Below are 23,394 nucleotides of genomic sequence, written 5' to 3'. Positions count from 1 at the left end.
CGGAGAACAACAACATGAACGACGTGGTCATTGTCGCCGCAACCCGTACCGCCATCGGCAGCTTCCAGGGCGCCCTGGCTACGGTGCCTGCGGTCGACCTCGGTGCCGCCGTGATCAAGCGCCTGCTGGAACAGACCGGGCTGGACCCGGCGCAGGTCGACGAAGTGATCCTTGGCCAGGTACTCACCGCAGGTGCCGGGCAGAACCCGGCGCGCCAGGCCGCGATCAAGGCCGGCCTGCCCTACAGTGTTCCGGCACTGACCCTGAACAAGGTCTGCGGCTCGGGCCTCAAGGCCCTGCACCTGGCGGCCCAGGCCATTCGCTGCGGTGACGCCGAGGTGGTGATTGCCGGCGGCCAGGAAAACATGAGCCTTGCCCCTTACGTGATGCCTTCGGCACGTACCGGCCAGCGCATGGGCCATGGCCAGCTGATCGACAGCATGATCACCGACGGCTTGTGGGATGCCTTCAACGACTACCACATGGGGATCACCGCCGAGAACCTTGTGGACACGTACAGCCTGAGCCGAGAGCAGCAGGACGCCTTTGCCGCAGAATCGCAGCGCAAGGCGGTGACGGCTATCGAGGCCGGGCGTTTCGATGACGAAATCACGCCGATTGTGATGCCGCAGAAAAAGGGTGAGCCCAAAGTGTTTGCGCGCGACGAACAGCCACGCCCGGACACCACCGCTGAATCCCTGGCCAAACTGCGCCCTGCGTTCAAGAAAGACGGCAGCGTCACTGCGGGCAACGCCTCCAGCCTGAATGACGGGGCAGCCGCCGTGCTGCTGATGAGCGCCGCCAAGGCCAAGGCCCTTGGGCTGCCGGTACTGGCGAAGATCGCAGCCTATGCCAGTGCCGGCGTAGACCCTGCAATCATGGGTATCGGGCCGGTTTCCGCGACCCAACGTTGCCTGGAAAAGGCCGGCTGGCAGTTGGCCGAACTGGACCTGATCGAAGCCAACGAAGCGTTTGCCGCACAGGCGCTGGCGGTGGGCAAGGCACTGGAATGGGATGCGGCACGGGTCAACGTGAATGGCGGGGCGATTGCGTTGGGCCACCCGATTGGTGCATCCGGCTGCCGGGTGCTGGTGACCCTGTTGCACGAGATGATCAAGCGGGATGCGAAGAAAGGCCTGGCCACCTTGTGCATTGGCGGTGGGCAAGGGGTGGCGCTGGCGATCGAACGTTGATCACAGCCTGAGTTGAACAGGCCCTTGCTGGCGCCGACCACCAGAACTCTCATCGCATCACTCCCTGTCGATTTGAATCGGAGTACATTCTAGGGGGATTGAGGATCAAGCGGCGATAGCGACCTGTTTCAGCGCGTTATTCAGGGCCCTGACCAGTACAGCCACTTCCTGGCACTTCTGCACAGCCAGGTCCACTGGGCTGTGCAGCAACGCGCAAGATGGCGCCACCCACAGCCGCTCACCCAGACGCTCGTGGGCATCGCGCAGCAGGTCCAAGGTCTTTTCCAGGTCGCACGGCGAAGCATTGCGGCCGTCGACCAGGCCCAGCGACAGCACCTTGTAGGCCGGAAGGCGGTCGAGCATGGCGGTGTACTGGTCGGGCGCCTGCACCAGGTCGATGTGCAAGCCATCGACCGGCAGGTTCGCGGCCAGGCCAAGGTTGCCTTCAAGGCCACCCGCGTAAGTGGCGATCAACTTCTTCAAAGGTGCGCGCTGAAGAATGTTGTAGCCGCGCTCGTAGGCGTTTTTCCAATCTTGCGGCAACTCAAGGGCGAGGATCGGTTCGTCGATCTGCACCCATTCAACGCCCAGGGCAGCCAGGCGGTTGAGAGCTTGGTCATACAGTGGCAGCAGGCTGTCGAGCAGCTCCAGCTTGTCGACATCACCGGCCTTGGCTTTGGCCTGCCACAGGTAGCTCAACGGGCCCAGCAACACCGGCTTGACCGCATGGCCAAGGGCTGTGGCTTGGGCTACTGCCTCGAAAAGCTGTTCCCAGTTCGGGGCAAACTGCTGGTGGTCACCGGCCAACACCTGGCCGTACCAGGCAATGTCGCCGACTGGCAGCAGTTCAATGCCGGCGTCTTTCTGCACCTGCCACAGCTCATGGTCGCAGCCGGTGTGTGGAAAGCCCAGGTTGTGTGCCAGTGCCATGTCTTGTCCCTTCAGCATGCATAAATGATTGAGGGGATTTTCCGGTTCTCGGACCGTTGAGACAAACTCATTAAATTTGAGATGAACTCAAGATTTCTTCATGATCATGTTCATGTCTCAATCAGAGCACCATCCTGCGCATCCGGACATGACCCGGTCCGCCTTGTGCCGCACAATGGCACCCTGACCACACCAGGTACCCGGCCACATGAGCCTGCTGAAAACCGCGCTGCGCGAACAGAATTTCGTCTGCGTGATGGAATTCGTCCCCAAGCCTTCCGCAGAACGCTTCGCCGCCATGGAAGCGATCATGGCCCGTGCGCACCTGTGTGGCTGGCCGATGACCGTGGCCATCGGCGACCGTGTTGGCAGCCCGCTGGACATGTCGCCGCTGGACGCCCTCGCCTCGTTCAGCAACCCGGTGCCTGCCCTGCCGCACTTTTCCGGCAAGGACCGCGAACGCCACCACCTGCTCGCCCAGTTGCAACGCATGGACGCCGACGGCCTCGACCAGCTGTTACTGCTGACCGGCGACCGCCTGCCCGGCCACGAGCCTGGCCAGCGCCCGGTGCGTTATCTGGAGTCGGTCGCCGCCCTGCAAATCGCTCGCCAGGCTTGCCCACACTGGCTGCTGGGCGCTGCACTGAACCCGTTCAAGTACCACGAGGAAGAAGGCGGCGCCCAGTATTTCAAGGCCGAGAAAAAGCTGGCCGCAGGCGCCGACTTCCTCACCCTGCAACTGGGGTTCGATGGGGATAAACACCAGGAAGCCATGCACTGGATGCGCCGCCAGGCCACGCCCAAGCCCATGCTGGCGTGCCTGATGAGCCTTACCCACGGGCGCGCTGCGATGCTCGACCACGTGGCTGGTGTTACCGTCACACCGTCCATGCGCGACATGCTCGAAGCGGAGACCGTGCAGTCCAAGGCCTTTGCCCAGGCACGCAGCGTTGACCGCCTGGCCTTGCAGATCATCGGCGTGAAGCTGATGGGTTACGCCGGCGTACACCTGTCAGGGGTTCACGAACTCAAACAACTGCTGGCCCTTGAGGCCCGCATCGAACACTGGCAAGCCCGGATCCACACCCTGGATCAATGGGCGCCGGCGTGGCGCGCCAGCTGGCAGATGCCCGGCCTGCCGGCAGTCACCTTCCATCCGCCGCAGGCGGGTTGGCGCCAGGGCGAGTCAAGGGTCGATGCTTCGCTCAAAGAAAAAGCGCGCTATCACCTGATGCACGGCATGCATTCATTGCTGTTCAGCCGTCGCAATAGCCTGAGCAAGGCATTTGGCTGGGCGGTGCGCCAGCGGCTGTGGTCCACGCCCGTTGGCGCACAGGTGTTGCACAAGGTGGAGCGCGCAGTGAAACGGCCATTGGTGGGCTGCGACACCTGTGGCCGCTGCCGCCTGGAAGACACGTTGTACATCTGCCCGGAAACATGCCCCAAGGGCCTGGCCAACGGCCCCTGCGGCGGTACCGCACTGAACCGCTGCGAGTTCGGCGACCGTGAATGCATACACAGCATCAAGTACCGCACGGCCAAAGCCGTGCGGCAAACTGCAGTGCTCACAGAGCGCCTGATCCCCTGCATCGAAGTCGAAACCCGCCACCGCAGCTCATGGCCGCAGTGGTTCGCGGCGCAAACGCCGCGCCGGCTCAGCCCGCAGCCAACGCCTCGAAGCCAGCCCGAATCGTAGCCTCGGGCAATTCATCGGCGATGAACACCATCACGCTCTCACGAGCCTCGCCTTCGGCCCACTCGGCGTCCCAGTCAAAGCCGTAGAGCTTGAGCACGCCCTGGAACACCAGCTTGCGGTCCTCGCCGGCAATGTTCAGCACGCCTTTGTAGCGCAACAGCTGCTTGCCGTGGGTTTCCAGCAGTTCGTTCATGAAGTCGCTGAGGCGGTCGATATCCAGCGCGGTTTCCGTGCGCAGCACCAGCGTGGAGATACGGTCCGATATAGCAGGCTTGAGCACCGGGCGCAGGGTGGGTTTCAGGTTCGCACCCAGGTCGGGGTTGAGGTTGAATCCACGCACATCCAGTAGCTCAGCCAGGTCGATGCGACCGTGTTCGACCACTCGGATTGCGGCACGACCATTGATGCGGGCCAGGCGTTCGCGCAGGGCTTCTACCGCAGCCGCCCCGACCAGGTCGGTCTTGCTCAACAGCAAGCGATCGGCAAAGCCGACCTGGGCCTGGGCAATGGTTTGGGTCAGGTGCAGTTCCGCATGAGCCGCGTCTACCAGGGTGATGATGCCGTCGAGGATGTAGCGCTCACGCAGTTCCTCGTCGATGAAAAAGGTTTGCGCCACCGGCGCCGGATCGGCCAGGCCTGTGCATTCGATTACCAGGCGGTCGAAGGCGATTTCGCCTGCGTCCAGGCGTTCAAGCAGCAGGTACAGCGCGCGCGTGAGGTCGCCGTGGATGCTGCAGCATACGCAGCCGTTGGCCAGGGTCATCACCTGCACCGGTTCGTCGCCCAGCAGTTGGCTGTCAATGCCAGCCTCGCTGAACTCGTTTTCGATCACGGCGAGTTTCAGGCCGTGCTCGGCCTTGAGCATGTGCTTGAGCAAGGTGGTCTTGCCGGCACCGAGGAAGCCAGTGAGCACGGTTACGGGAATAGGCGTCTGCACGCAGTAAATCTCCTGAATCTGAAATGACTGTGGGAGCCGGTTACCCAGGCTCCCACAGGTTCACACGTGTCGCAGGCTCAACAGCACTTGGGCCCGGACTTGCCACCGTAACGCGCTTCCTGACGTTCGCGGAAAAATTCCTCGTACGTCATCACCGGCTTGTCCGGGTGCGTCTTCTGCATGTGCTCGACATAGTTGTCGTAGTCGGGCATGCCGACCATCAGGCGGGCTGCCTGCCCCAGGTATTTACCCAGTCGACCCAGGTCGTTGAACATGACTGCATTCCTCTCGATTACGCGTCAGGCAGTGCCTGGAACGGGGTTTCCTTGTCGGTACGCTCCTTGCGGCCCAGGGCGGCATAGCCAACCTTGATGGCGAAGAACAGGATGCTGAACACCACCAGCAGGAACAGAATCGTCAGGCCCGCGTTGGTGTAGGCGTTGAAGATCACATGCTGCATCTGCCCGATGTCCTTGGCCGGGGCCAGTACCTGGCCGGCGTCCAGCGCGGTGCTGTATTTCTTGGCCAGGGCCAGGAAGCCAACTGCCGGGTTCGGGTCGAACAGCTTGATCAGGCCTGCAGCCGTGGTGCAGATCAGCAGCCAGACCGCCGGCACCAGGGTGACCCAGATGTAGCGCTGACGCTTCATCTTGATCAGCACCACGGTACCGAGCATCAGGGCGATACCGGCCAGCATCTGGTTGGAGATGCCGAACAGCGGCCACAGGGTGTTGATGCCGCCCAGCGGGTCGATCACACCTTGGTACAGCAGATAGCCCCAGAGTGCCACGCAACCTGCGGTAGCGAGCAGGTTGGCCCCCCACGATTCGGTGCGTTTGAGGGCCGGCACGAAGCTGCCCAGCAGGTCTTGCAGCATGAAGCGACCGGCACGGGTACCGGCGTCCACCGCGGTGAGGATGAACAGCGCCTCGAACAGGATCGCGAAGTGGTACCAGAAGGCCATGGTGTTCTCACCCGGCAACACCTGGTGCAAGATCTGCGCGATACCGACCGCCAGGGTAGGCGCACCGCCGGCACGGGCCAGGATGGTGTGCTCGCCGATGTCACGGGCGACGGCTTCAAGCTGCTCAGGCGTAATCAGGAAGCCCCAGCTGCTGACCGTCTGCGCCACCGATGCCACGTCTGCACCGACCACGGCGGCCGGGCTGTTCATGGCGAAGTACACACCCGGCTCGATCACCGAAGCGGCGACCATGGCCATGATGGCGACGAACGACTCCATCAGCATACCGCCGTAGCCGATGTAGCGGGCGTTGGTTTCGTTGTCCAGCAGCTTGGGCGTTGTTCCCGAGGAGATCAGCGCATGGAAGCCGGACACCGCACCGCAGGCGATGGTGATGAACAGGAACGGGAACAGGGTGCCCTTCCACACCGGGCCGGTGCCGTCGGTGAACTGGGTCAGCGCCGGCATTTTCAGCTCGGGCGCGATGATCAGGATACCGATGGCCAGGCCAACGATAGTGCCGATCTTGAGGAAGGTGGACAGGTAGTCACGCGGCGCCAGCACCAGCCATACCGGCAGCACGGCGGCAACGAAGCCGTAGCCCACCAGCATCCAGGTGATCTGCACGCCGGTGAAGGTGAAGGCCGGGCCCCACACCGGGTCCGCAGCGATTACACCGCCCAGCCAGATCGAGGCCAGCAGCAATACCACACCGACCACCGAGATTTCGCCGATGCGGCCCGGGCGGATGTAGCGCATGTAGATGCCCATGAACATCGCGATCGGGATGGTGGCCATCACCGTGAACATGCCCCACGGGCTTTCGGCCAGGGCCTTGACCACGATCAGCGCCAGCACCGCCAGGATGATGATCATGATCAGGAAGCAGCCAAACAGGGCAATGGTGCCCGGAATGCGGCCCATCTCCTCGCGCACCATGTCGCCCAGCGAGCGGCCGTTGCGGCGGGTAGACAGGAACAGGACCATGAAGTCCTGCACCGCACCGGCCAGCACCACACCGGCAATCAGCCACAGCGTGCCGGGCAAGTAGCCCATTTGCGCGGCAAGCACCGGGCCGACCAGGGGGCCTGCGCCAGCGATGGCGGCGAAGTGGTGACCGAACAGAATGTGTTTGTTGGTCGGGACGTAGTCCAGGCCGTCGTTGTTGAGCACCGCCGGCGTGGCCCGCCGCGGGTCGAGTTGCATCACCTTAGTGGCGATGAACAGGCTGTAGTAACGGTAGGCAACCAGGTAGATGGCCACTGCCGCGACCACGATCCACAAGGCGTTGATTGCCTCACCGCGACGCAGGGCAACCACACCCAGCGCGCAGGCCCCTATGACTGCCAGCGCCAGCCACGGAATGTGGCGTAGCAGGCTATTATTGTTGTTCATGGTTTGCTTCCAGCTGGTGGATTGGAAAGACCGCCCACCGAGTCTAGGGCCTGTCATCGCGCATTGCCACACTTGCTTTGGTCTAGAGCCTCTGCGGCCAGATTGCGGTACCTGATGCACATACCACGCTAACAATAGTCAGGATGTCACCTTAGGACCTACCCGAGGACCCATGCCATGAGCGATCACGACGAACGCCGCCGCTTCCAGCGTATCCAGTTCGACGCCCCTACCCGGCTGTGCCAGGGCGAACGCTGCTGGGAGGTGAAACTGCTCGACCTGTCCCTCAAAGGGCTGCTGGTCGAATGCCCGCAACCGTGGGATGCCGACCTGACCCAGGACTTCGAAGCGCACATCCTGCTCAACGATGAAGTGACCGAGGTGCAGATGCAGGTCGAGCTGCGCCACGAAGAACCCGATCGCCTGGGCTTCATCTGCCTCTACATCGACGTCGATTCGATGACCCATTTGCACCGTCTTGTGGAATTGAACGTGGCTGACAGCACCGAAATGATGCGTGAGCTGCGCGAACTCATCGAATAATGAAATCTCTTAGCTAGCTAATAGCTTTCCCACCTGATGTTTCCTGTCTACTCAGACAGCTTTAAGCCTGGGTAGCAGAACTTTGTACACACCCCTCTAGCACCGCTTTCAATGAGTTGGTACGCCTTCTGCATTGGGTTTTCGTACACCCTGCGGTCGCTCGTGTACGCGCTCCGATCAAAATATTGTATACAATTCTTGTGGCAATCATTTGTAGGAAATGTCTACAGTAGCGACACAACAATAAACAGAGAGCCTGCTCCATGACTACGTCCCCTAGCACGTCTCCCACCAAGCGCCCCGAGGATGAAAACCTCGGGCTTGGTGCCAACCTGGCCTATGGTCTGCAGCATGTGTTGACCATGTACGGGGGGATCGTCGCGGTACCCCTGATCCTGGGGCAGGCCGCTGGCCTGAACGGTGCCGAAATCGGCATGCTGATCGCGGCCTCGCTGTTTGCCGGTGGCCTGGCCACCCTGCTACAGACCTTGGGGCTGCCGTTTTTCGGCTGCCAGTTGCCGCTGGTGCAGGGCGTGTCGTTCGCCGGTGTGGCGACCATGGGCGCGATCCTCAGCAGCGAGGGTGGCGGTGGCTTGCCGGGCGTGCTTGGCGCGGTCATGGCTGCATCGCTGATCGGCTTTCTGATCACGCCGGTGTTCTCGCGCATCACCAAGTTCTTCCCGCCACTGGTGACCGGTATCGTCATCACCACCATCGGCCTGACCCTGATGCCGGTGGCCGCACGCTGGGTAATGGGGGGCAACAGCGCCTCGCCAGAATTCGGCAGCGTTGCCAACATCGGCCTGGCCGGGCTCACCTTTGCCATCGTGCTGCTGCTGAGCAAGCTGGGCAGCGCGGCCATCTCGCGCCTGTCGATCCTGCTGGCCATGGTGGTCGGCACGCTGATCGCCTGGGCGCTGGGCATGGCCGAATTCAGCAAGGTCACCGAAGGCCCGATGTTTGCCTTCCCTACGCCGTTCCATTTCGGCATGCCGGAATTCCACATCGCCGCGATCCTGTCGATGTGCATCGTGATCATGGTAACCCTGGTGGAAACCTCGGCCGACATCCTTGCCGTGGGTGAGATCATCGATACCAAGGTCGACTCCAAGCGGCTGGGCAATGGCCTGCGCGCCGACATGGCATCGAGCATCCTGGCGCCAATCTTCGGCTCGTTCACCCAGAGCGCGTTCGCCCAGAACGTTGGCCTGGTGGCCGTGACCGGGGTCAAGAGCCGCTATGTGGTAGCTACCGGTGGTGTGATCCTGGTGGTGCTCGGCCTGCTGCCGATCATGGGCCGGGTGATTGCCGCAGTACCTACACCGGTACTGGGCGGCGCGGGCATCGTGCTGTTCGGCACCGTGGCAGCCAGTGGTATTCGCACCCTGTCGAAGGTCAGCTACAAGAATAACGTCAACCTGATCATCGTCGCGGCCTCGCTGGGCTTCGGCATGATCCCGATTGCCGCGCCGACCTTCTACCACCACTTCCCGAACTGGTTCGAGACCATCTTCCACTCGGGCATCAGCTCGGCGGCGATCATGGCCATCTTGCTGAACCTGATCTTCAACCACTTCACCACCGGCAACTCGGAAAACCAGTCGGTGTTCGCTGCGGCCTACGAGCGCACCATCCAGTACTCGGACATTTCTGCGTTGCGTGATGGTGACTACTTCAAGGATGGCAAGCTGTTCGACGCTGAAGGCAATGAGGTACCGATGCTGGAGGTGGATGAGCATGGCAATGAAACCGTCAGGCGGGCGGCGGTTGCCGAGCATTGACTGCTGACTGAGTGGTGAAGTGGAGGGGCCGACGCGCATCGTCGGCCCCTTTTTCGTTTGCCTGTGCCCGCGAAGAGGTCGGTACAGGCTAGTAATTACTCGAACAGTGCATCCAGAGCCTGCTCCAGCCGAGTCACGGCAATCACCTGCAACCCCGCTGGCGGTTCTTTCGGCGCATTGCCCTTGGGCACGATGGCACGCTTGAAACCGTGCTTGGCCGCCTCCTTCAACCGCTCCTGACCGCTGGGCACAGGCCGCACCTCGCCCGACAAGCCAATCTCGCCAAACACCAGCAGCCCATGGGCGAGTGGCCGGTTGCGCAAGCTGGACATCACCGCCGCCAGCAGCGCCAGGTCCGAGGCAGTCTCCAGCACCTTCACCCCGCCCACCACGTTGAGGAACACGTCCTGATCGTGGGTCGGAATCCCGCCGTGGCGGTGCAACACCGCCAACAACATGGCCAGACGGTTCTGGTCCAGGCCCAGGGTCACCCGCCGAGGGTTGGCCAGGTGGCTGTCGTCGACCAGTGCCTGCACCTCGACCAGCATCGGCCGGGTGCCCTCCCAAGTCGCCATGACCACGCTGCCCGGTACTTCCTCCTGGGTGCGGTTGAGGAAAATCGCCGAAGGGTTGGAGACTTCTTTAAGACCACGGTCGGTCATGCCGAACACACCCAGTTCGTTGACCGCGCCAAAGCGGTTCTTCACCGCCCGCAGCAAGCGCAGGCGGCCATCGGACTCACCCTCGAAATACAGCACGGTGTCGACCATGTGCTCCAGTACCCGCGGGCCGGCCAGCGAGCCTTCCTTGGTCACATGGCCGACCAAGAAGATGGCCGTGCCGCTTTGCTTGGCGTAACGCACCAGCAGCGCCGTACTTTCACGCACCTGGGCCACGCCACCGGGCGCTGATTGCAACTGTTCGGTGAAGATGGTCTGGATCGAGTCGATCACCATCACCCGTGGCTTCTCGACACGTGCTGTGGCGATGATGGTCTCGATGCAGGTTTCTGTCATCACCTTGAGCTGGTCCTGGGGCAAGCCCAGGCGCCGTGAGCGCATGGCCACCTGCTGCTGCGATTCCTCACCCGTCACATACAGTGCCGGCATGCCTACGGCGATGTTGCATAACGTCTGCAGCAGAATGGTCGACTTGCCGATGCCGGGGTCGCCACCAATAAGCACCACCGAGCCATCCACCAGGCCTCCTCCCAGCACGCGGTCCAGTTCAGTGCTGCTGGTGGTAAAGCGCGGGATTTCCTCGACGCTGACTTCGGCCAAGGTCTTGATCTGTGCCTGTTGCCCGGTCCAGCCGGCGCGGCCGCTGCTGGGCGCCGCCGCGCCGCCGCTCTCGATCATGGTTTCGACCAGGGTGTTCCAGGCCCCGCATTCGCCACACTGGCCTGCCCATTTGGGGAAGGTCGCGCCGCACTCGGTGCAGCCATACAAGCGCTTGGCCTTGGCCATGGGTGGGGTCTCCTGGAAAAAACCGCCATGATAGCCGAGCCGAACGTGTCTCGAACGCTTCGGGATGCGACAAAACTATTCGTTCCAACTGCAGTCAGTAGGCCTGAACACCACGCATGAAGCGTTTTAGTGGCTTACACTGCGTTAACCTTACCTTTTGTTACAAGGAACCAAACATGGGCATGATCAGTGAGTTCAAGGCCTTCGCGGTCAAAGGCAATGTCGTCGACATGGCGGTGGGTATCATCATCGGCGCGGCCTTCGGCAAGATCGTCTCGTCCTTTGTCGGAGACGTGGTCATGCCGCCACTGGGCCTGTTGATCGGAGGTGTGGACTTCAGCGACCTGGCCATTACCCTGAAGGCTGCCGAAGGTGATATACCGGCGGTGGTGCTGGCGTATGGCAAGTTCATCCAGACCGTGATCGACTTCCTGATCGTGGCCTTTGCCATCTTTATGGGGGTGAAGGCAATCAACCGGCTCAAGCGTGAAGAAGCCGTGGCACCGACTGTTCCGCCAGTGCCAACGGCCGAAGAAACGCTGCTGACCGAGATTCGCGATTTGCTCAAGACACAGAACCAGAACCGGTTGCCTTGAGATAGCCGGGGCTGCTTGGCAGCCCCCTTGGCATTACCAGTAATTCTCTACCGCCACCTGCCCCGGGCGCTTGCTCAGGCTCAGTTGCAGGTCACGCGCCTTCAGCACCTTGCGCGTCTCGTCGATCATCTCCGGGTTGCCACACAGCATCACCCGCGAATGCTCCGGTGACAGCTCCAGCCCTGCGGCCTTCTCCAGCTCGCCATTCTCGATCAGCGTGGTAATACGCTGGTTCAACGCACCCGGGTGCTGCTCACGGGTCACCACCGGAATGAACTGCAACTTGCCAGCAAACTCGGCCAGGTAGTCGCGCTGCTCCAGCCCGGCGATTTCATCCACATAAGCCAGCTCTTTCGCTTCGCGCACCGAGTACACCAACTTAATGCTGTCGAAACGTTCCCAGGCCTCGAAGTCCTGCAGAATCGACATGAATGGCGCAATACCCGTGCCCGTGGCCAACAGCCACAAGTCACGCCCCCCGACAAAGCGGTCGAGGGTGAGGAAACCGAAGGCCTGGCGATCGATCAGCAGGGTGTCGCCTGCACCCAACCGGCTCAGCTCGCTGGTGAATTCACCGCCCGGCACAACGATGGAGAAGAAGTCGAGGTGCTCGTCATGCGGTGCGCTGACCATGGAGTAGGCGCGCCATACCACGCTGCCATCGGCCTTGGTCACGCCCAGGCGGGCAAACTGGCCGGAACGGAAGCGGAACCCCGCATCGCGCGTAACCCGCAGGCTGAAGAGGTTCGGCGTCAACGGCTGAACATCGAGCAGGGTCTGGCGGGTGAATTTTTCGGCGCTTGCGGTCATATCGGGCTCCAGGGTTGGCGAGTGCACAGTGTCGCTTAAAGTGGCCCGGATAAAAACCACCGCTTTGTAGGGCCTCATCAAGGGCGATCGTGCCGAACTCTCAGAAATTCCTGATCGCTATAACAAAAAAATCCCAACAAGGTGGTAGGACTTTTCCTACAATCATCCGGGTACTCAAACGGATTGGATCCTGGCACCCAAGGAGGAGCTTCAAATGCTTCATTGGAGACCCGAACACCTGCATGTGTTCGTCAGCGAGCGACGCCCAAGGAAGTTGTTCGACATCGCTGTGCACTTGGCTCAGGACTTGGGTATGGAATACCTTGGGCTGAACATTCGCATTCAGATCGCCACGCAGACACCCAGGGTTTACCTCTACAGCAATTATCCGGATGAATGGATCGAGCGCTATCAGCGCGACGAGTTCTACAAACAGGACCCCGCCGCAAACGTGAGCCACAGCTCGACGATGCCAGTGCTTTGGACCGAAGAACTGTACCGCGAAGCCCCTCAGTTTCGTGAAGAGGCTTGCCAACATGGCCTGCGTCATGGCTGGACGCAGTCGCTCTACGACTTACAGCACAACGAGAGCCAGATCAGCGTAGCCAGACCCGCCGGCAACATCGACATTACCGAACTCTACGGCAAAGCCGGCAGCGTGCAGTGGCTGTGCCACACCCTTCACGCCGTACTGGGCGAGCACCACCTGAACGCACTGTGCCCCCCCCAACCCAAAATGAGCGATCGGGAACTGGAAGTGCTGAAATGGTCAGCCGCCGGCAAGACCGCTGCCGACGTGGCCTGCATTCTATCGCTGTCGCAAAGCACGGTTAACTTTCATATCCGCAGCGTGATCACCAAAACCAACGCAGCAAACAAAGCCGGTGCCATCGCCATCGCAGCCATGCGTGGCTGGATCTGACCTACAAGGGCAAAGCCCTGTAGAATCGCCTGGCAAAGCCCGGAGCGAACCGCAACGGGCAGTTTCATACCCGAGCCAGACGCCATGCCCCTGTTGACCACCCCCTACGCCGAACTCGACCTGATCCGCCAGCCGGAGCAGGCCAACGACCCGCTGCAGGCTTTCGACGCCGCCGACGAGTACCTGCTTGCGCAACTGCACGAACAGGCTCCCGACGCCAGCTGCCGGGTGCTGGTGCTCAATGACAGCTTCGGTGCCTTGGCCGCCAGCCTGGCGGGCCAGCTGCAGGTAGTCAGCAGTGGCGATTCGCACCTGGCGCATCTGGCCCTGGAAAAGAACCTGGCGCGCAATGGCTTGCCGTTCGACAGCGTGCCGTTCGTACCGGCCAGTGAACACTGGCAAGGCCCGTTCGACCGGGTGCTGGTGCGCGTGCCAAAAACCCTGGCGCTGCTCGAAGAGCAACTGATTCGCCTGCAAGGCCACCTGGCGCCAGGGGCGCAGGTGATTGCCGGGGCAATGATCAAGCACTTGCCGCGCGCGGCCGGTGACCTGATGGAGAAGTACATCGGCCCGGTGCAGGCCTCGCTGGCGCAGAAAAAGGCGCGCTTGCTGACGGCAACGGTGGCCGAACTACCGACCGCCCGCTCGCCCTACCCTAGCCGCTATCGCCTTGAAGCGCCTGCGCTGGAGCTGGTGAACCACGCCAACGTGTTCTGCCGTGAAGGGCTGGATATCGGCACCCGGGCATTCCTGCCGCATCTGCCACGTGACCTGGGCAACGCGAGGGTAGCAGACCTGGGCTGCGGTAATGGCGTGCTGGCGATTGCCAGTGCATTGGCCAACCCGGATGCCCAGTACACGCTGGTCGACGAGTCGTACATGGCAGTGCAATCGGCGCGGGAGAACTGGCAGGCTGCACTGGGTGAACGCCCGGCGACCTTCGTCGCAGCCGATGGGTTGGCCGGGGTGGAGAAGCAGTCGCTGGACGTGGTGCTGTGCAACCCGCCGTTCCACCAGCAGCAGGTGGTGGGGGATTTCCTGGCCTGGCGCATGTTCCAGCAGGCGCGTGAGGCGCTGGTGGTGGGTGGGGCGCTGTACATCGTGGGTAACCGGCACTTGGGCTATCACAGCAAGCTGGCGCGGTTGTTCCGGGGGGTGGAGCAGGTGGCAGCGACGCCAAAGTTCGTCATCCTGAAAGCCCGTAAGTAAAGGCGCCGCTCCCACAGTTCTCCCCGCAACCTCAGTGGGTGGTAAGGCCCGCAGCCCCCATGAACAGCCGCATCACCCACGCCGCCACACCCAACGCCGCCACGCTCATCGCCCAGATCAGCAACAGCCAACCCAGCCGCTGCCACAGCGGTTTCTTCTCTTCCAAGCCATGTTTGCCGGTCATCATGCGGTCCTCCTAGTGATAGCCGTCTTCATGGGTCACCTTGCCGCGGAACACGTAGTAGCTCCAGAAGGTGTACATAAGGATGAACGGCAGGATGAATAACGTGCCCACCAGCATGAAGCCCTGGCTTTGCGGTGGCGCCGCAGCATCCCAGATCGAGATCGACGGCGGGATGATGTTCGGCCACAGGCTGATGCCCAGGCCGCTGTAGCCAAGGAAGATCAGCACCAGGGTGAGCAGGAACGGCGTGTAGTGCGCGTTGCGTGCCACCGCCTTGAGCAACCCGTAGAAGGTCACCAGCACCAGCAGCGGTACCGGCATGAACCAGATCAGGTTAGGCATGCTGAACCAGCGGTCGGCGATCTGTGGATAAGCGATGGGTGTCCACAGGCTGACGATACCGATCACCACCAGCAACACCAGCGCCAGCGGCCGGGCCATGTCGTGCATCTTCTGTTGCAGCGGCCCTTCGGTCTTCATGATCAGCCAGGTACAACCCAACAGCGTGTAGGCCACGATCAGCCCCAAGCCACAGAACAGGCTGAACGGGGTAAGCCAATCGAGGGTGCCACCGGCAAAATGGCGGTCGACCACCTTGAAGCCTTCGAGGAAGGCACCCAGGGCCACACCCTGGAAGAAGGTGGCAACCAGGGACCCCCAGATGAACGCCTTGTCCCAGATGTGGCGCTTGTCGGCCTTGGCCTTGAAGCGGAACTCGAAGGCCACGCCGCGGAAGATCAGCCCGATCAGCATCAGGATCAACGGCAGGTACAGGGCTTCGAGCACCACGGCATAGGCCATCGGGAACGCCCCGAACAGCCCCGCACCACCCAGGATCAACCAGGTTTCGTTGCCGTCCCACACCGGGGCGACGGTGTTCATCATTACATCGCGGTCCTGCTCGCCCTTGACGAAGGGGAAGAGCATGCCGATACCCAGGTCGAAGCCGTCCATCACCACGTACATCATGACGCCGAAGATGATGATCACCGCCCAGATCAGCGGAAGGTCGATACCCATGGCTCAGTCCTCCTTGCTCAGGCTGGCAGTCTTGGCCTCATGGCCATCATCGGCGGCAGACAGCGGCCGCGCCGGCGTACGTTTCTGGCCAGGGCCGCCCGGTGTGTGTTCGTCACCTTCGCCGGTCTGCGGTCCTTTGCGCACCAGGCGCATCATGTAGCCAAGGCCGGTACCGAACAGGGCGAAGTACACCACCACGAACGCCACCAGGGTGAAGCCGAGCTGTGCATAACTGTGGTTGGACACACCATCCGCCGTGCGCATCAGGCCATACACCACCCAGGGCTGGCGCCCAATTTCGGTGGTGAACCAGCCGGCCAGCAAGGCGATCAGCCCGGAAGGCCCCATCCATAGCGCCAGGTACAGGAACGGGCGCGAGGTGTAGAGCGTGCCGCGCTTGCGCAGCCACAGGCTCCACAGGCCGACGAAGATCATCAGCAAGCCAAGCCCGACCATGATGCGGAACGACCAGAAGACGATGGTCGAGTTGGGCCTGTCCTCAGGCGGGAATTCCTTCATCGCCGGCACCTGCTTGTCCAGGCTGTGGGTGAGGATCAGGCTGCCGAGCGCCGGGATTTCCAGTTTGAAGTGCGTCGTTTCGGCCTTCATGTCGGGGATGCCGAACAGAATCAACGGGGTCGGCTCGCCGGGCACGTTCTCCCAGTGGCCTTCGATGGCAGCGATTTTCACCGGCTGGTGCTTGAGCGTGTTCAGGCCATGGAAGTCGCCGATCACTGCCTGGATCGGGGCGACGATCAGCGCCATCCACATGGCCATCGACAGCATCTTGCGCACCGCCGGGTTGTCACGCCCGCGTAGCAGGTGCCAGGCCGCCGAGGCGCCAACGAAGAACGCCGTGGAGACGAACGCAGCAGTGGCCATGTGCATCAGGCGGTAGGGGAACGAGGGGTTGAACACCACCGCAAACCAGTCCACCGGCACCACCCGGCCATCGATGATCTCGTGGCCTTGCGGGGTTTGCATCCAGCTGTTGGAGGCGAGAATCCAGAAGGTGGATACCAGCGTGCCCAGTGCCACCATGCAGGTGGAGAAAAAGTGCAAGCCGCGGCCTACACGGTTCCAGCCGAACAGCATGACGCCGAGGAAGCCCGCTTCGAGGAAGAAGGCAGTCAGCACTTCGTAGGTCAGCAATGGCCCGGTGACGGCGCCGGCGAACTCGGAGAAGCGGCTCCAGTTGGTACCGAACTGGTAGGCCATGACCAGGCCCGAGACCACGCCCATGCCGAAGTTGACGGCGAAAATTTTCGACCAGAAGTGATAGAGGTCACGGTAGACCTGGTTGTGGGTCCGCAGCCAGAGGCCTTCGAGGACTGCCAGGTAGCTCGCCAGGCCAATGGTGATGGCCGGGAACAGGATGTGGAACGACACGGTAAAGGCAAACTGCATTCGGGCGAGCTCTAGGGCCTCTATTCCGAACATGGTGCTTCCTCTTCAGATAATCCGGCGTCCGGGCTTGTGGCCCCAGTCGCCCACTGCCCCCACTGGGTCGAGTACGGCGTGTTGGAATTGTTCTGTTCGATCGCAGGGATTCCGGCCCAAAGGGCCTATTCGTTGAATCTGGAACGATTGATCCAGATCAACGAATGCTAAGAAGCATAGTCCCGAATTGCCCGGCAAGCCGTGTGGTTGATTGCCGCGTGACCGGTTGCCCCACCCTCTTTCATTACGTGTGAAAAAGTGCCGATCCGGGCAAACAGCAACCGTTTGTTACAAACAGATGATACGCTGCGCCCCCCTCTACTGCGCCGAGGCCCCTGGTTTCCGATGTCTGATTCCGCACCGCAGTTGTTACGTCACCACCGCCCTTTCCTGGCGTTCTGGCTGGCCCGCGTGTTTACCGCCAGCGGCTTCCAGATGCTCACGGTGGCCATTGGCTGGCACCTCTATCAATTGACCGGCAACGTGCTGGACCTGGGCCTGGTCGGCCTGGTGGAATTTGCACCACGGGTGCTGTTCATGCTGCACACCGGGCATGTAGCCGACCGCTATGACCGGCGCAAAGTCGCCGCCCTGTGCCAGAGCCTGCAGGGGTTGATCGCCCTGGCGCTAGCGGTGGGCAGCGCGACTGACAACGTCACCCGAGAACTCATTTTCGCCCTCGCCTTCCTGCTGGGTGCCACACGCTCGTTCGAAATGCCGGCGACCCAGGCGCTGTTGCCCAACGTGGTGCCGCCTGGGCTGTTCCCAAGGGCGGTGGCGGCGTCAGCGTCAGCCACCCAATCAGCAACCATCGTGGCGCCAGCAGTGGGCGGCTTCCTGTATGCCTTTGGCAGCATCTGGGTGTATGGCCCCACCGTGGCCCTGTACGCCATCGCCTGCGTGCTCACCCTGAGCCTGCAGGCACGCGGCCAGGTCGTGCAGCGCGGGCGGGCCAGCATCGAATCGCTGCTGGCCGGCATTCGCTTCATCCGCAGCCGGCCTGACATCCTCGGCGCTATCTCGCTGGACCTTTTTGCCGTTCTGCTGGGTGGTGCCACCGCGCTGCTGCCGGTGTTCGCCAAGGACATCCTGCTGACCGGCCCGCTGGGCCTCGGCCTTTTGCGTTCGGCACCGGCAGTGGGCGCATTGCTGATGTCGGTATGGCTGGCGCGCTTCCCGTTCGAACGCAATGTGGGGCGCACCATGTTCACGGCAGTCGGGGTGTTCGGCGTGGCGACCATCGCCTTCGGCCTGTCGACCTCGTTCTGGTTCTCGCTGGCAGTGCTGGTAGTGCTGGGCGCGGCGGACATGATCAGCATGGTGATTCGCGGGGCTTTCGTGCAACTGGAAACGCCGGATGAAATGCGCGGACGGGTGAGCGCGGTGAACGGGTTGTTCATTGGTGCCTCGAACCAGCTCGGTGAGTTCGAATCCGGGGTGACGGCGCACTGGTTTGGCACAGTGCCAGCGGTGGTGATGGGCGGAGTGGGCACGTTGGTGGTGACCGGGGTGTGGATAAGACTGTTCCCAACACTGGCCAAGCGGGATCGGTTGCATAACAACTGAGCGCTAACCTGTGCGGCCTCTTCGCGGGTAAAACCGCGAAGAGGCCGCACAGGCTTGAGAAAATCCCATTCCCAACGGCCATAGGCCCCCGCCGAGCATGCTGGTATCATGCGCGGCTTTTTTCCTCCCCACACAAAACCACGGCAACCGGTACGGTCTGTGCTTTGCTGATGGGGTCGATACATTCATGGCGCCGGGGGCGCCTTGGGGAGCGGGCATGCTGGAAAGGCTGTTTCAACTAAAAGCACACAACACTAATGTGCGCACCGAGATTCTCGCGGGCGTCACCACCTTCCTGGCCATGGCCTACATCCTGTTCGTCAACCCGAGCATCCTCGGCGAGACCGGCATGGACAAAGGCGCGATCTTCGTCGCCACCTGCCTGGCCGCAGCCATTGGCTCGGTGACCATGGGCCTGATCGCCAATTACCCGATCGCCCTGGCGCCGGGCATGGGCCTGAACGCGTTCTTCACCTACACCGTGGTGCTGCACATGGGCCACACCTGGCAAGTGGCGCTGGGTGCGGTGTTCCTGTCGGCGGTGATGTTCTTCCTGCTGTCGATCTTCCGCATCCGCGAATGGATCGTGAACAGCATCCCGCTGCCGCTGCGCTCGGCGATTGCCGCCGGTATCGGGCTGTTCCTGGCGCTGATCGCCCTGCATAATGCTGGCATCGTCGTCGATAACCCGGCTACCCTGGTGGGCCTTGGCGACCTCAAGCAGCCAGCACCGGTCCTCGCTACCCTGGGCTTCTTCCTGATCGTGGGCCTGGAGTCGCTGAAAGTGCGGGGCGCCGTGCTGATCGGCATCCTGGCGGTGACCATCGCCTCGATCGTGATGGGCGTGACGCCGTTCGGCGGCATCGTCTCCATGCCGCCGTCGCTGGCACCGACCTTCCTGCAACTGGACATTGCCGGTGCGCTGGACGTAGGCCTGGTCAGCGTGATCTTCGCCTTCCTGTTCGTCGACCTGTTCGACAACTCCGGCACCCTCATCGGCGTGGCCAAGCGCGCCGGCTTGATGGGCAAGGACGGCCACATGCCAAAAATGGGCCGCGCCCTGATCGCCGACAGCACCGCCGCCATGGCCGGTTCGCTGCTGGGCACCTCGACCACCACCAGCTACATCGAGTCCGCTGCTGGCGTGAGCGCCGGTGGCCGCACTGGCCTAACCGCCATCGTGGTTGCCGTGCTGTTCCTGCTGGCGCTGTTCTTCGCTCCGCTGGCCGGTAGCGTGCCTGCCTTCGCCACCGCCCCGGCGTTGCTGTTCGTCGCGGTGCTGATGGCTTCGGGCCTGGCAGAAATAAACTGGGACGACGTTACCGAAGCCGCACCGGTAGTGGTGACTGCCCTGGCCATGCCGCTGACCTACTCGATCGCCAACGGCATCGCCTTCGGCTTCATTTCCTGGACTGCCGTCAAGCTGATCTCCGGCCGCCACCGCGACCTGAACCCGGCCTTGGTGATCCTTTCCATCCTGTTCGTCATCAAGCTGGGCTGGTTCAACGCATGAGTGCTGCTTTCGACCCCTCCTCCTACGCCACCCAGCTGGATGCCAAGGTGGCCCGGCTGCGCGAGCTGCTGGCGCCCTTCGGCGCGCCGGAGCCTGCTGTTTTCGACTCGCCACGCGAGCACTACCGCCTGCGCGCCGAGTTCCGCCTGTGGCGCGAGGATGGCCAGCGCCACTACGCCATGTTCGCCCCGGGCGAGAAGCACAAGGCGATTCTGATCGAGGATTTCCCCATTGCCAGCCAGCGCATCAATGCGCTGATGCCGCGCCTGAAGGCGGCCTGGCAGGCCAGTGAAGAACTGGGCAACCGCCTGTTCCAGGTAGAATTCCTGACCACCCTGGCCGGCGATGCCATGATCACCCTGTGCTACCACCGCCCGTTGGACGAGGCGTGGGAACTGGCCGCACGGCAACTGGCCGAAGCGCTCGGTGTTAGCGTGATTGGCCGCTCCAAAGGCAAACGCCTGGTGATTGGCCGCGACTACGCGGTGGAAAAACTCGACGTGGCTGGCCGCGTGTTCAGCTATCGCCAGCCGGAAGGCGCGTTCACCCAGCCTAACGGTGCTGTGAACCAGAAGATGCTGAGCTGGGCGTTCGACGCCATCGGCGAGCGTGAAGACGATTTGCTGGAGCTGTACTGCGGCAACGGCAACTTCACCCTGCCGCTGGCTACCCGCGTGCGACAGGTGCTGGCGACCGAAATCAGCAAGACCTCGGTCAATGCCGCGCTGAGCAACCTCGACGAGAACGCTGTGGATAACGTGCGTTTGGTGCGCTTGTCGGCGGAAGAGCTGACCCAGGCGCTGAATGAGGTGCGGCCGTTCCGTCGCCTGGAAGGCATCGACCTGAAGAGCTACGACTTCGGCACCGTGTTCGTCGACCCGCCGCGCGCAGGGATGGACCCGGACACCTGCGAGCTGACCCGGCGCTTCGAGCGGATTCTGTACATCTCCTGCAACCCCGAGACACTGGCGCAGAACATCGCCCAGCTGCAAGATACCCACCGTATCGAACGCTACGCGCTGTTCGACCAGTTCCCGTATACCCATCACATGGAAAGCGGGGTGTTGCTGGTCCGGCGCTGATCCGCTACCCGGAGGGGCCTGCAAGGCTCCACCGGGCGCTTCAGGAGAGCTGTGCCGATGGACCAGTTAAACGCCATGCAGGCCTTTCGCCGGGTCGTCGACCTCGGCAGCTTCAGTGCCGCCGCCAGCCAGGCAGGCCTGTCCCACACCGTGCTGTCACGCCAGGTGAAACAGCTGGAACGCCAGCTGGGCACACAACTGCTCACCCGCACCACCCGCCGCCTGCACCTGACCGAAGCCGGTACGCTCTTCTACCGCCACTGCGTGCAGATCCACGAGCAGATGCAGGCGATGACCCTGGAGTTGTCCGAGCATCAGCTGCAACCCACGGGTACCCTGCGCCTGGGCGTGGCAACGGCGTTTGGCGAGCTTGAACTAGGGCGCTGGCTGCCGGACTTCGTCGAGCGCCACCCGCGCCTGCAGGTCGAGCTCAATTGCAGCGATCGCTTCATCGACCTGCTGGAAGAGGAAATCGATGTTTGCCTTCGGATAACCGATCATCTGCCCGACTCCAGCCTGGTAGCCCGCCTGCTGGCGCACAGCGAGGTGCTGCTGGTAGCAGCGCCACGCTACCTGGAACGCCACGGCACACCGACTTGCCTGGAAACGCTTGTTGAGCATCCCCTGCTCGGCTACAGCAACCTGCCTCACCCACAGCGGCTGCATCTGACCAGCCAGGAGGGTGAACAGCGCAACATCCTGATGCCCCGGCGCCTCAGTGCCAACTCGCCGATGGCCCTGCGCGCGGCTGCCATCGGCGGGCTGGGCATTGCCAGCTTCGACCGTTTCATCGTGCATGACGCCTTGCTGGACGGGCGCCTGGTGCCGGTGCTCAAAGACTGGAAACTGCCACCACGCAACCTGTATGCGGTGTATCCGCAAAGCCGCTACCTGGCACCCAAGGTGAGGGCGCTGCTGGACTATGCACAAACCTACTACGCGCAGCCACGATGGCAGGCGTGATCTGTGCAAAACATGCACAAGTCATGCGCACCGCGAGGCGTATTTGTGCGGAAACTGTTTGGTTAGGCTTCGTTGCACTGTCACTCAACGAAGGAGCTCTACCATGAAAGCTTTGCAGGCGATTATTGCGGGCGTGGCGCTCGCCACCCTGGCCGCTGGCATCAACGCAGCAGAAGACACCGTGTCAGTACCCGATAGCGCAGCACTGAAGTGGCAGGACGTACCCAACACCAACGGCGCAGTCAGCTACGCCAACGTTGAAGGGGATATTTTCGGCAAGGGGCCTTACTCGGCCTATGTGAAATTCAAAAAAGGTACCGACAACGGTCTGCACCAGCACAGCCAGGCACTGCCGACCGTGGTGCTGAAGGGTACTTTCTACGCGGTGATCGATGGCAAACGCACGGAGTTTTCAGCCGGGTCCTACTACAAGCTGCCGGCCGACCTGGTGCATGAAAGCGGATGCACTGCGGCGGGCGATTGCCTGCTGTTCCAGTACCAGGCCGATGCGTTTGACCTGAAGCCCGTGAACAGCTGATAGCCCGGGGCCGCCTTGCGGCCCCAGGTTCCCATCAGAAGTCGAAGAACACCGTTTCGCCTTCCCCCTGAATACGGATATCAAAGCGATACGCCGTTTTCCCGTCCACTTCGCAACGCTTGGCAATCAACGTCTCACGCCGCTGCGGCTGCTCAATCAGGTTCAGCACCGGGCACTTGGCGTTGGCCAAGGCTTCGTCATCGAAGTACACGCGCGTGTGCAGATGAATGTTGATGCCCCGGGCAAACAGGCTGATGTTGATGTGCGGCGCCATCGGCACGCCAGCCGCGTTGTTCACCACGCCCGGCTTGACCGTGTGCAGCGTCCACTCGCCGGCATCGAAGGTGGTGGCGGTGCGACCAAAGCTGTTGAAGGCGTTTTCCAGGTTGTAGGCATCCTGGTATTCGCCATTGGCGTCGGCTTGCCACACTTCCAGGAACGAGTCGCGCACCAGGTGGCCGTTACCGTCATACACCTGGCCGATCAGCAGAATGTGCTCGCCCGGCGCGTCTGGCTTGGCCAGACGGTTCCAGATTTCCTGGTCGCGGGTCGGGTTGCCGGCCGCTTCCAGGGCCAGGCCGATGTGCACGTAGGGGCCGGCGGTCTGCGAAGGGGTTTCCGGCAGCAGTTCGATTGGCATGGCGGG

Annotated in this window: 22 protein-coding genes; 12 read left to right on the top strand and 10 right to left on the bottom strand. The window is 62.3% G+C overall.

Annotated elements, in window-relative coordinates:
- Positions 1-14: 14 nt before the first annotated feature.
- Positions 15-1,193 (top strand): acetyl-CoA C-acetyltransferase, encoded by a 1,179-nt coding sequence (locus D8767_RS05005; RefSeq protein WP_016713463.1) that lies wholly within the window; start codon positions 15-17, stop codon positions 1,191-1,193.
- Positions 1,194-1,298: 105 nt separating this feature from the next.
- Here the strand turns inward: D8767_RS05005 and D8767_RS05000 are convergent, their stop codons facing one another.
- Positions 1,299-2,123 carry a 5-methyltetrahydropteroyltriglutamate--homocysteine methyltransferase gene (locus tag D8767_RS05000; protein WP_016713462.1) on the bottom strand — a complete coding sequence of 275 codons (825 nt, stop codon included), beginning with the start codon at positions 2,121-2,123 and terminating at the stop codon, positions 1,299-1,301.
- Positions 2,124-2,331: 208 nt separating this feature from the next.
- Here D8767_RS05000 and D8767_RS04995 point away from each other — a divergent pair, with 208 nt between their 5' ends.
- On the top strand, positions 2,332-3,819 hold the full coding sequence (locus D8767_RS04995) for a methylenetetrahydrofolate reductase C-terminal domain-containing protein (RefSeq protein ID WP_016713461.1): 1,488 nt from the start codon (positions 2,332-2,334) through the stop codon (positions 3,817-3,819).
- On the opposite strand, the gene yjiA is transcribed toward D8767_RS04995, so the two are convergent.
- The 3 genes from yjiA to D8767_RS04980 all read right to left on the bottom strand — a co-directional run bounded on the left by yjiA (position 3,779) and on the right by D8767_RS04980 (position 7,115).
- Positions 3,779-4,756, bottom strand: a complete 978-nt coding sequence (gene yjiA, locus D8767_RS04990; RefSeq protein ID WP_122048285.1) for a GTPase — start codon at positions 4,754-4,756, stop codon at positions 3,779-3,781. The two genes, D8767_RS04995 and yjiA, sit on opposite strands and share 41 nt — an antisense overlap.
- A gap of 77 nt (positions 4,757-4,833) precedes the next feature.
- A complete protein-coding gene (locus D8767_RS04985) occupies positions 4,834-5,031 on the bottom strand; it encodes a YbdD/YjiX family protein (RefSeq protein ID WP_016713459.1) in 198 nt (65 codons plus the stop codon).
- A 17-nt stretch (positions 5,032-5,048) separates the two neighbouring features.
- Positions 5,049-7,115: a carbon starvation CstA family protein gene (locus tag D8767_RS04980; protein ID WP_016713458.1), complete on the bottom strand. Its 2,067-nt coding sequence runs from the start codon at positions 7,113-7,115 to the stop codon at positions 5,049-5,051.
- A 177-nt stretch (positions 7,116-7,292) separates the two neighbouring features.
- Between D8767_RS04980 and D8767_RS04975 the strand changes: the two genes are divergently transcribed.
- Both D8767_RS04975 and D8767_RS04970 read left to right on the top strand, forming a co-directional pair.
- Positions 7,293-7,658: a PilZ domain-containing protein gene (locus D8767_RS04975; protein ID WP_016713457.1), complete on the top strand. Its 366-nt coding sequence runs from the start codon at positions 7,293-7,295 to the stop codon at positions 7,656-7,658.
- Between the two features lie 263 nt (positions 7,659-7,921).
- Entirely contained in the window at positions 7,922-9,439 is a 1,518-nt protein-coding gene (locus D8767_RS04970) for a nucleobase:cation symporter-2 family protein (RefSeq protein ID WP_016713456.1), read from the top strand.
- 95 nt (positions 9,440-9,534) lie between these two features.
- On the opposite strand, the gene radA is transcribed toward D8767_RS04970, so the two are convergent.
- A complete protein-coding gene (gene radA / locus D8767_RS04965) occupies positions 9,535-10,905 on the bottom strand; it encodes a DNA repair protein RadA (RefSeq protein ID WP_012274175.1) in 1,371 nt (456 codons plus the stop codon).
- A 176-nt stretch (positions 10,906-11,081) separates the two neighbouring features.
- Between radA and mscL the strand changes: the two genes are divergently transcribed.
- Positions 11,082-11,501, top strand: a complete 420-nt coding sequence (gene mscL, locus D8767_RS04960) for a large-conductance mechanosensitive channel protein MscL (RefSeq protein ID WP_028699863.1) — start codon at positions 11,082-11,084, stop codon at positions 11,499-11,501.
- A gap of 33 nt (positions 11,502-11,534) precedes the next feature.
- Here mscL and D8767_RS04955 read toward each other — a convergent pair whose 3' ends face one another.
- A complete protein-coding gene (locus tag D8767_RS04955) occupies positions 11,535-12,311 on the bottom strand; it encodes a ferredoxin--NADP reductase (protein ID WP_028699862.1) in 777 nt (258 codons plus the stop codon).
- Positions 12,312-12,525: 214 nt separating this feature from the next.
- Here D8767_RS04955 and D8767_RS04950 point away from each other — a divergent pair, with 214 nt between their 5' ends.
- Together D8767_RS04950 and D8767_RS04945 are read left to right on the top strand one after the other, a co-directional pair.
- Positions 12,526-13,233: an autoinducer binding domain-containing protein gene (locus D8767_RS04950; RefSeq protein ID WP_016713453.1), complete on the top strand. Its 708-nt coding sequence runs from the start codon at positions 12,526-12,528 to the stop codon at positions 13,231-13,233.
- Between the two features lie 84 nt (positions 13,234-13,317).
- Entirely contained in the window at positions 13,318-14,442 is a 1,125-nt protein-coding gene (locus D8767_RS04945; protein ID WP_016713452.1) for a methyltransferase, read from the top strand.
- A 31-nt stretch (positions 14,443-14,473) separates the two neighbouring features.
- Here the strand turns inward: D8767_RS04945 and D8767_RS04940 are convergent, their stop codons facing one another.
- The 3 genes from D8767_RS04940 to D8767_RS04930 are packed head-to-tail and all read right to left on the bottom strand — an operon-like array spanning position 14,474 to position 17,086.
- Positions 14,474-14,629: a DUF2474 domain-containing protein gene (locus D8767_RS04940; protein ID WP_016713451.1), complete on the bottom strand. Its 156-nt coding sequence runs from the start codon at positions 14,627-14,629 to the stop codon at positions 14,474-14,476.
- Between the two features lie 9 nt (positions 14,630-14,638).
- Positions 14,639-15,646: a cytochrome d ubiquinol oxidase subunit II gene (gene cydB, locus D8767_RS04935; protein ID WP_016713450.1), complete on the bottom strand. Its 1,008-nt coding sequence runs from the start codon at positions 15,644-15,646 to the stop codon at positions 14,639-14,641.
- Positions 15,647-15,649: 3 nt separating this feature from the next.
- Positions 15,650-17,086, bottom strand: coding sequence for a cytochrome ubiquinol oxidase subunit I (locus tag D8767_RS04930; RefSeq protein ID WP_016713449.1), 1,437 nt, complete (start codon positions 17,084-17,086; stop codon positions 15,650-15,652).
- A gap of 345 nt (positions 17,087-17,431) precedes the next feature.
- On the opposite strand from D8767_RS04930, the gene D8767_RS04925 reads away from it, so the two are divergent.
- The 5 genes from D8767_RS04925 to D8767_RS04905 all read left to right on the top strand — a co-directional run bounded on the left by D8767_RS04925 (position 17,432) and on the right by D8767_RS04905 (position 22,748).
- A complete protein-coding gene (locus tag D8767_RS04925; protein WP_016713448.1) occupies positions 17,432-18,652 on the top strand; it encodes an MFS transporter in 1,221 nt (406 codons plus the stop codon).
- Between the two features lie 217 nt (positions 18,653-18,869).
- A complete protein-coding gene (locus D8767_RS04920; RefSeq protein WP_016713447.1) occupies positions 18,870-20,165 on the top strand; it encodes an NCS2 family permease in 1,296 nt (431 codons plus the stop codon).
- Positions 20,162-21,247, top strand: coding sequence for a tRNA (uridine(54)-C5)-methyltransferase TrmA (trmA, locus tag D8767_RS04915; RefSeq protein WP_016713446.1), 1,086 nt, complete (start codon positions 20,162-20,164; stop codon positions 21,245-21,247). Before D8767_RS04920 ends, trmA begins: the two co-directional genes overlap by 4 nt.
- Before the next feature lie 57 nt (positions 21,248-21,304).
- The gene (locus tag D8767_RS04910) at positions 21,305-22,210 is read left to right on the top strand and encodes a LysR family transcriptional regulator (RefSeq protein WP_016713445.1); all 906 of its coding nucleotides are present in this window, start codon (positions 21,305-21,307) and stop codon (positions 22,208-22,210) included.
- A gap of 103 nt (positions 22,211-22,313) precedes the next feature.
- Positions 22,314-22,748, top strand: coding sequence for a cupin domain-containing protein (locus D8767_RS04905; RefSeq protein ID WP_016713444.1), 435 nt, complete (start codon positions 22,314-22,316; stop codon positions 22,746-22,748).
- A 34-nt stretch (positions 22,749-22,782) separates the two neighbouring features.
- Here D8767_RS04905 and pcaG read toward each other — a convergent pair whose 3' ends face one another.
- Positions 22,783-23,388 (bottom strand): protocatechuate 3,4-dioxygenase subunit alpha, encoded by a 606-nt coding sequence (gene pcaG, locus D8767_RS04900; protein WP_016713443.1) that lies wholly within the window; start codon positions 23,386-23,388, stop codon positions 22,783-22,785.
- Positions 23,389-23,394 lie beyond the last annotated feature (6 nt).

This window comes from Pseudomonas sp. LTGT-11-2Z (assembly GCF_003691445.1).
Classification (GTDB): Bacteria; Pseudomonadota; Gammaproteobacteria; order Pseudomonadales; family Pseudomonadaceae; genus Aquipseudomonas; species Aquipseudomonas monteilii.
This window is presented reverse-complemented; position numbering and strand designations above follow the sequence as displayed.

Coding starts and splice junctions, on each gene's coding strand:
- D8767_RS04975 (WP_016713457.1), top strand. CDS start 7,293: ATGAGCGATCACGACGAACGCCGCCGCTTCCAGCGTATCCAGTTCGAC.
- D8767_RS04945 (WP_016713452.1), top strand. CDS start 13,318: ATGCCCCTGTTGACCACCCCCTACGCCGAACTCGACCTGATCCGCCAG.
- cydB (WP_016713450.1), bottom strand. CDS start 15,646: ATGGGTATCGACCTTCCGCTGATCTGGGCGGTGATCATCATCTTCGGC.
- D8767_RS04970 (WP_016713456.1), top strand. CDS start 7,922: ATGACTACGTCCCCTAGCACGTCTCCCACCAAGCGCCCCGAGGATGAA.
- D8767_RS04925 (WP_016713448.1), top strand. CDS start 17,432: ATGTCTGATTCCGCACCGCAGTTGTTACGTCACCACCGCCCTTTCCTG.
- pcaG (WP_016713443.1), bottom strand. CDS start 23,388: ATGCCAATCGAACTGCTGCCGGAAACCCCTTCGCAGACCGCCGGCCCC.
- D8767_RS04930 (WP_016713449.1), bottom strand. CDS start 17,086: ATGTTCGGAATAGAGGCCCTAGAGCTCGCCCGAATGCAGTTTGCCTTT.
- trmA (WP_016713446.1), top strand. CDS start 20,162: ATGAGTGCTGCTTTCGACCCCTCCTCCTACGCCACCCAGCTGGATGCC.
- mscL (WP_028699863.1), top strand. CDS start 11,082: ATGGGCATGATCAGTGAGTTCAAGGCCTTCGCGGTCAAAGGCAATGTC.
- D8767_RS04940 (WP_016713451.1), bottom strand. CDS start 14,629: ATGATGACCGGCAAACATGGCTTGGAAGAGAAGAAACCGCTGTGGCAG.
- D8767_RS04955 (WP_028699862.1), bottom strand. CDS start 12,311: ATGACCGCAAGCGCCGAAAAATTCACCCGCCAGACCCTGCTCGATGTT.
- D8767_RS05000 (WP_016713462.1), bottom strand. CDS start 2,123: ATGGCACTGGCACACAACCTGGGCTTTCCACACACCGGCTGCGACCAT.
- radA (WP_012274175.1), bottom strand. CDS start 10,905: ATGGCCAAGGCCAAGCGCTTGTATGGCTGCACCGAGTGCGGCGCGACC.
- D8767_RS04985 (WP_016713459.1), bottom strand. CDS start 5,031: ATGTTCAACGACCTGGGTCGACTGGGTAAATACCTGGGGCAGGCAGCC.
- D8767_RS04980 (WP_016713458.1), bottom strand. CDS start 7,115: ATGAACAACAATAATAGCCTGCTACGCCACATTCCGTGGCTGGCGCTG.
- D8767_RS05005 (WP_016713463.1), top strand. CDS start 15: ATGAACGACGTGGTCATTGTCGCCGCAACCCGTACCGCCATCGGCAGC.
- D8767_RS04905 (WP_016713444.1), top strand. CDS start 22,314: ATGAAAGCTTTGCAGGCGATTATTGCGGGCGTGGCGCTCGCCACCCTG.
- D8767_RS04910 (WP_016713445.1), top strand. CDS start 21,305: ATGGACCAGTTAAACGCCATGCAGGCCTTTCGCCGGGTCGTCGACCTC.
- D8767_RS04995 (WP_016713461.1), top strand. CDS start 2,332: ATGAGCCTGCTGAAAACCGCGCTGCGCGAACAGAATTTCGTCTGCGTG.
- D8767_RS04950 (WP_016713453.1), top strand. CDS start 12,526: ATGCTTCATTGGAGACCCGAACACCTGCATGTGTTCGTCAGCGAGCGA.
- D8767_RS04920 (WP_016713447.1), top strand. CDS start 18,870: ATGCTGGAAAGGCTGTTTCAACTAAAAGCACACAACACTAATGTGCGC.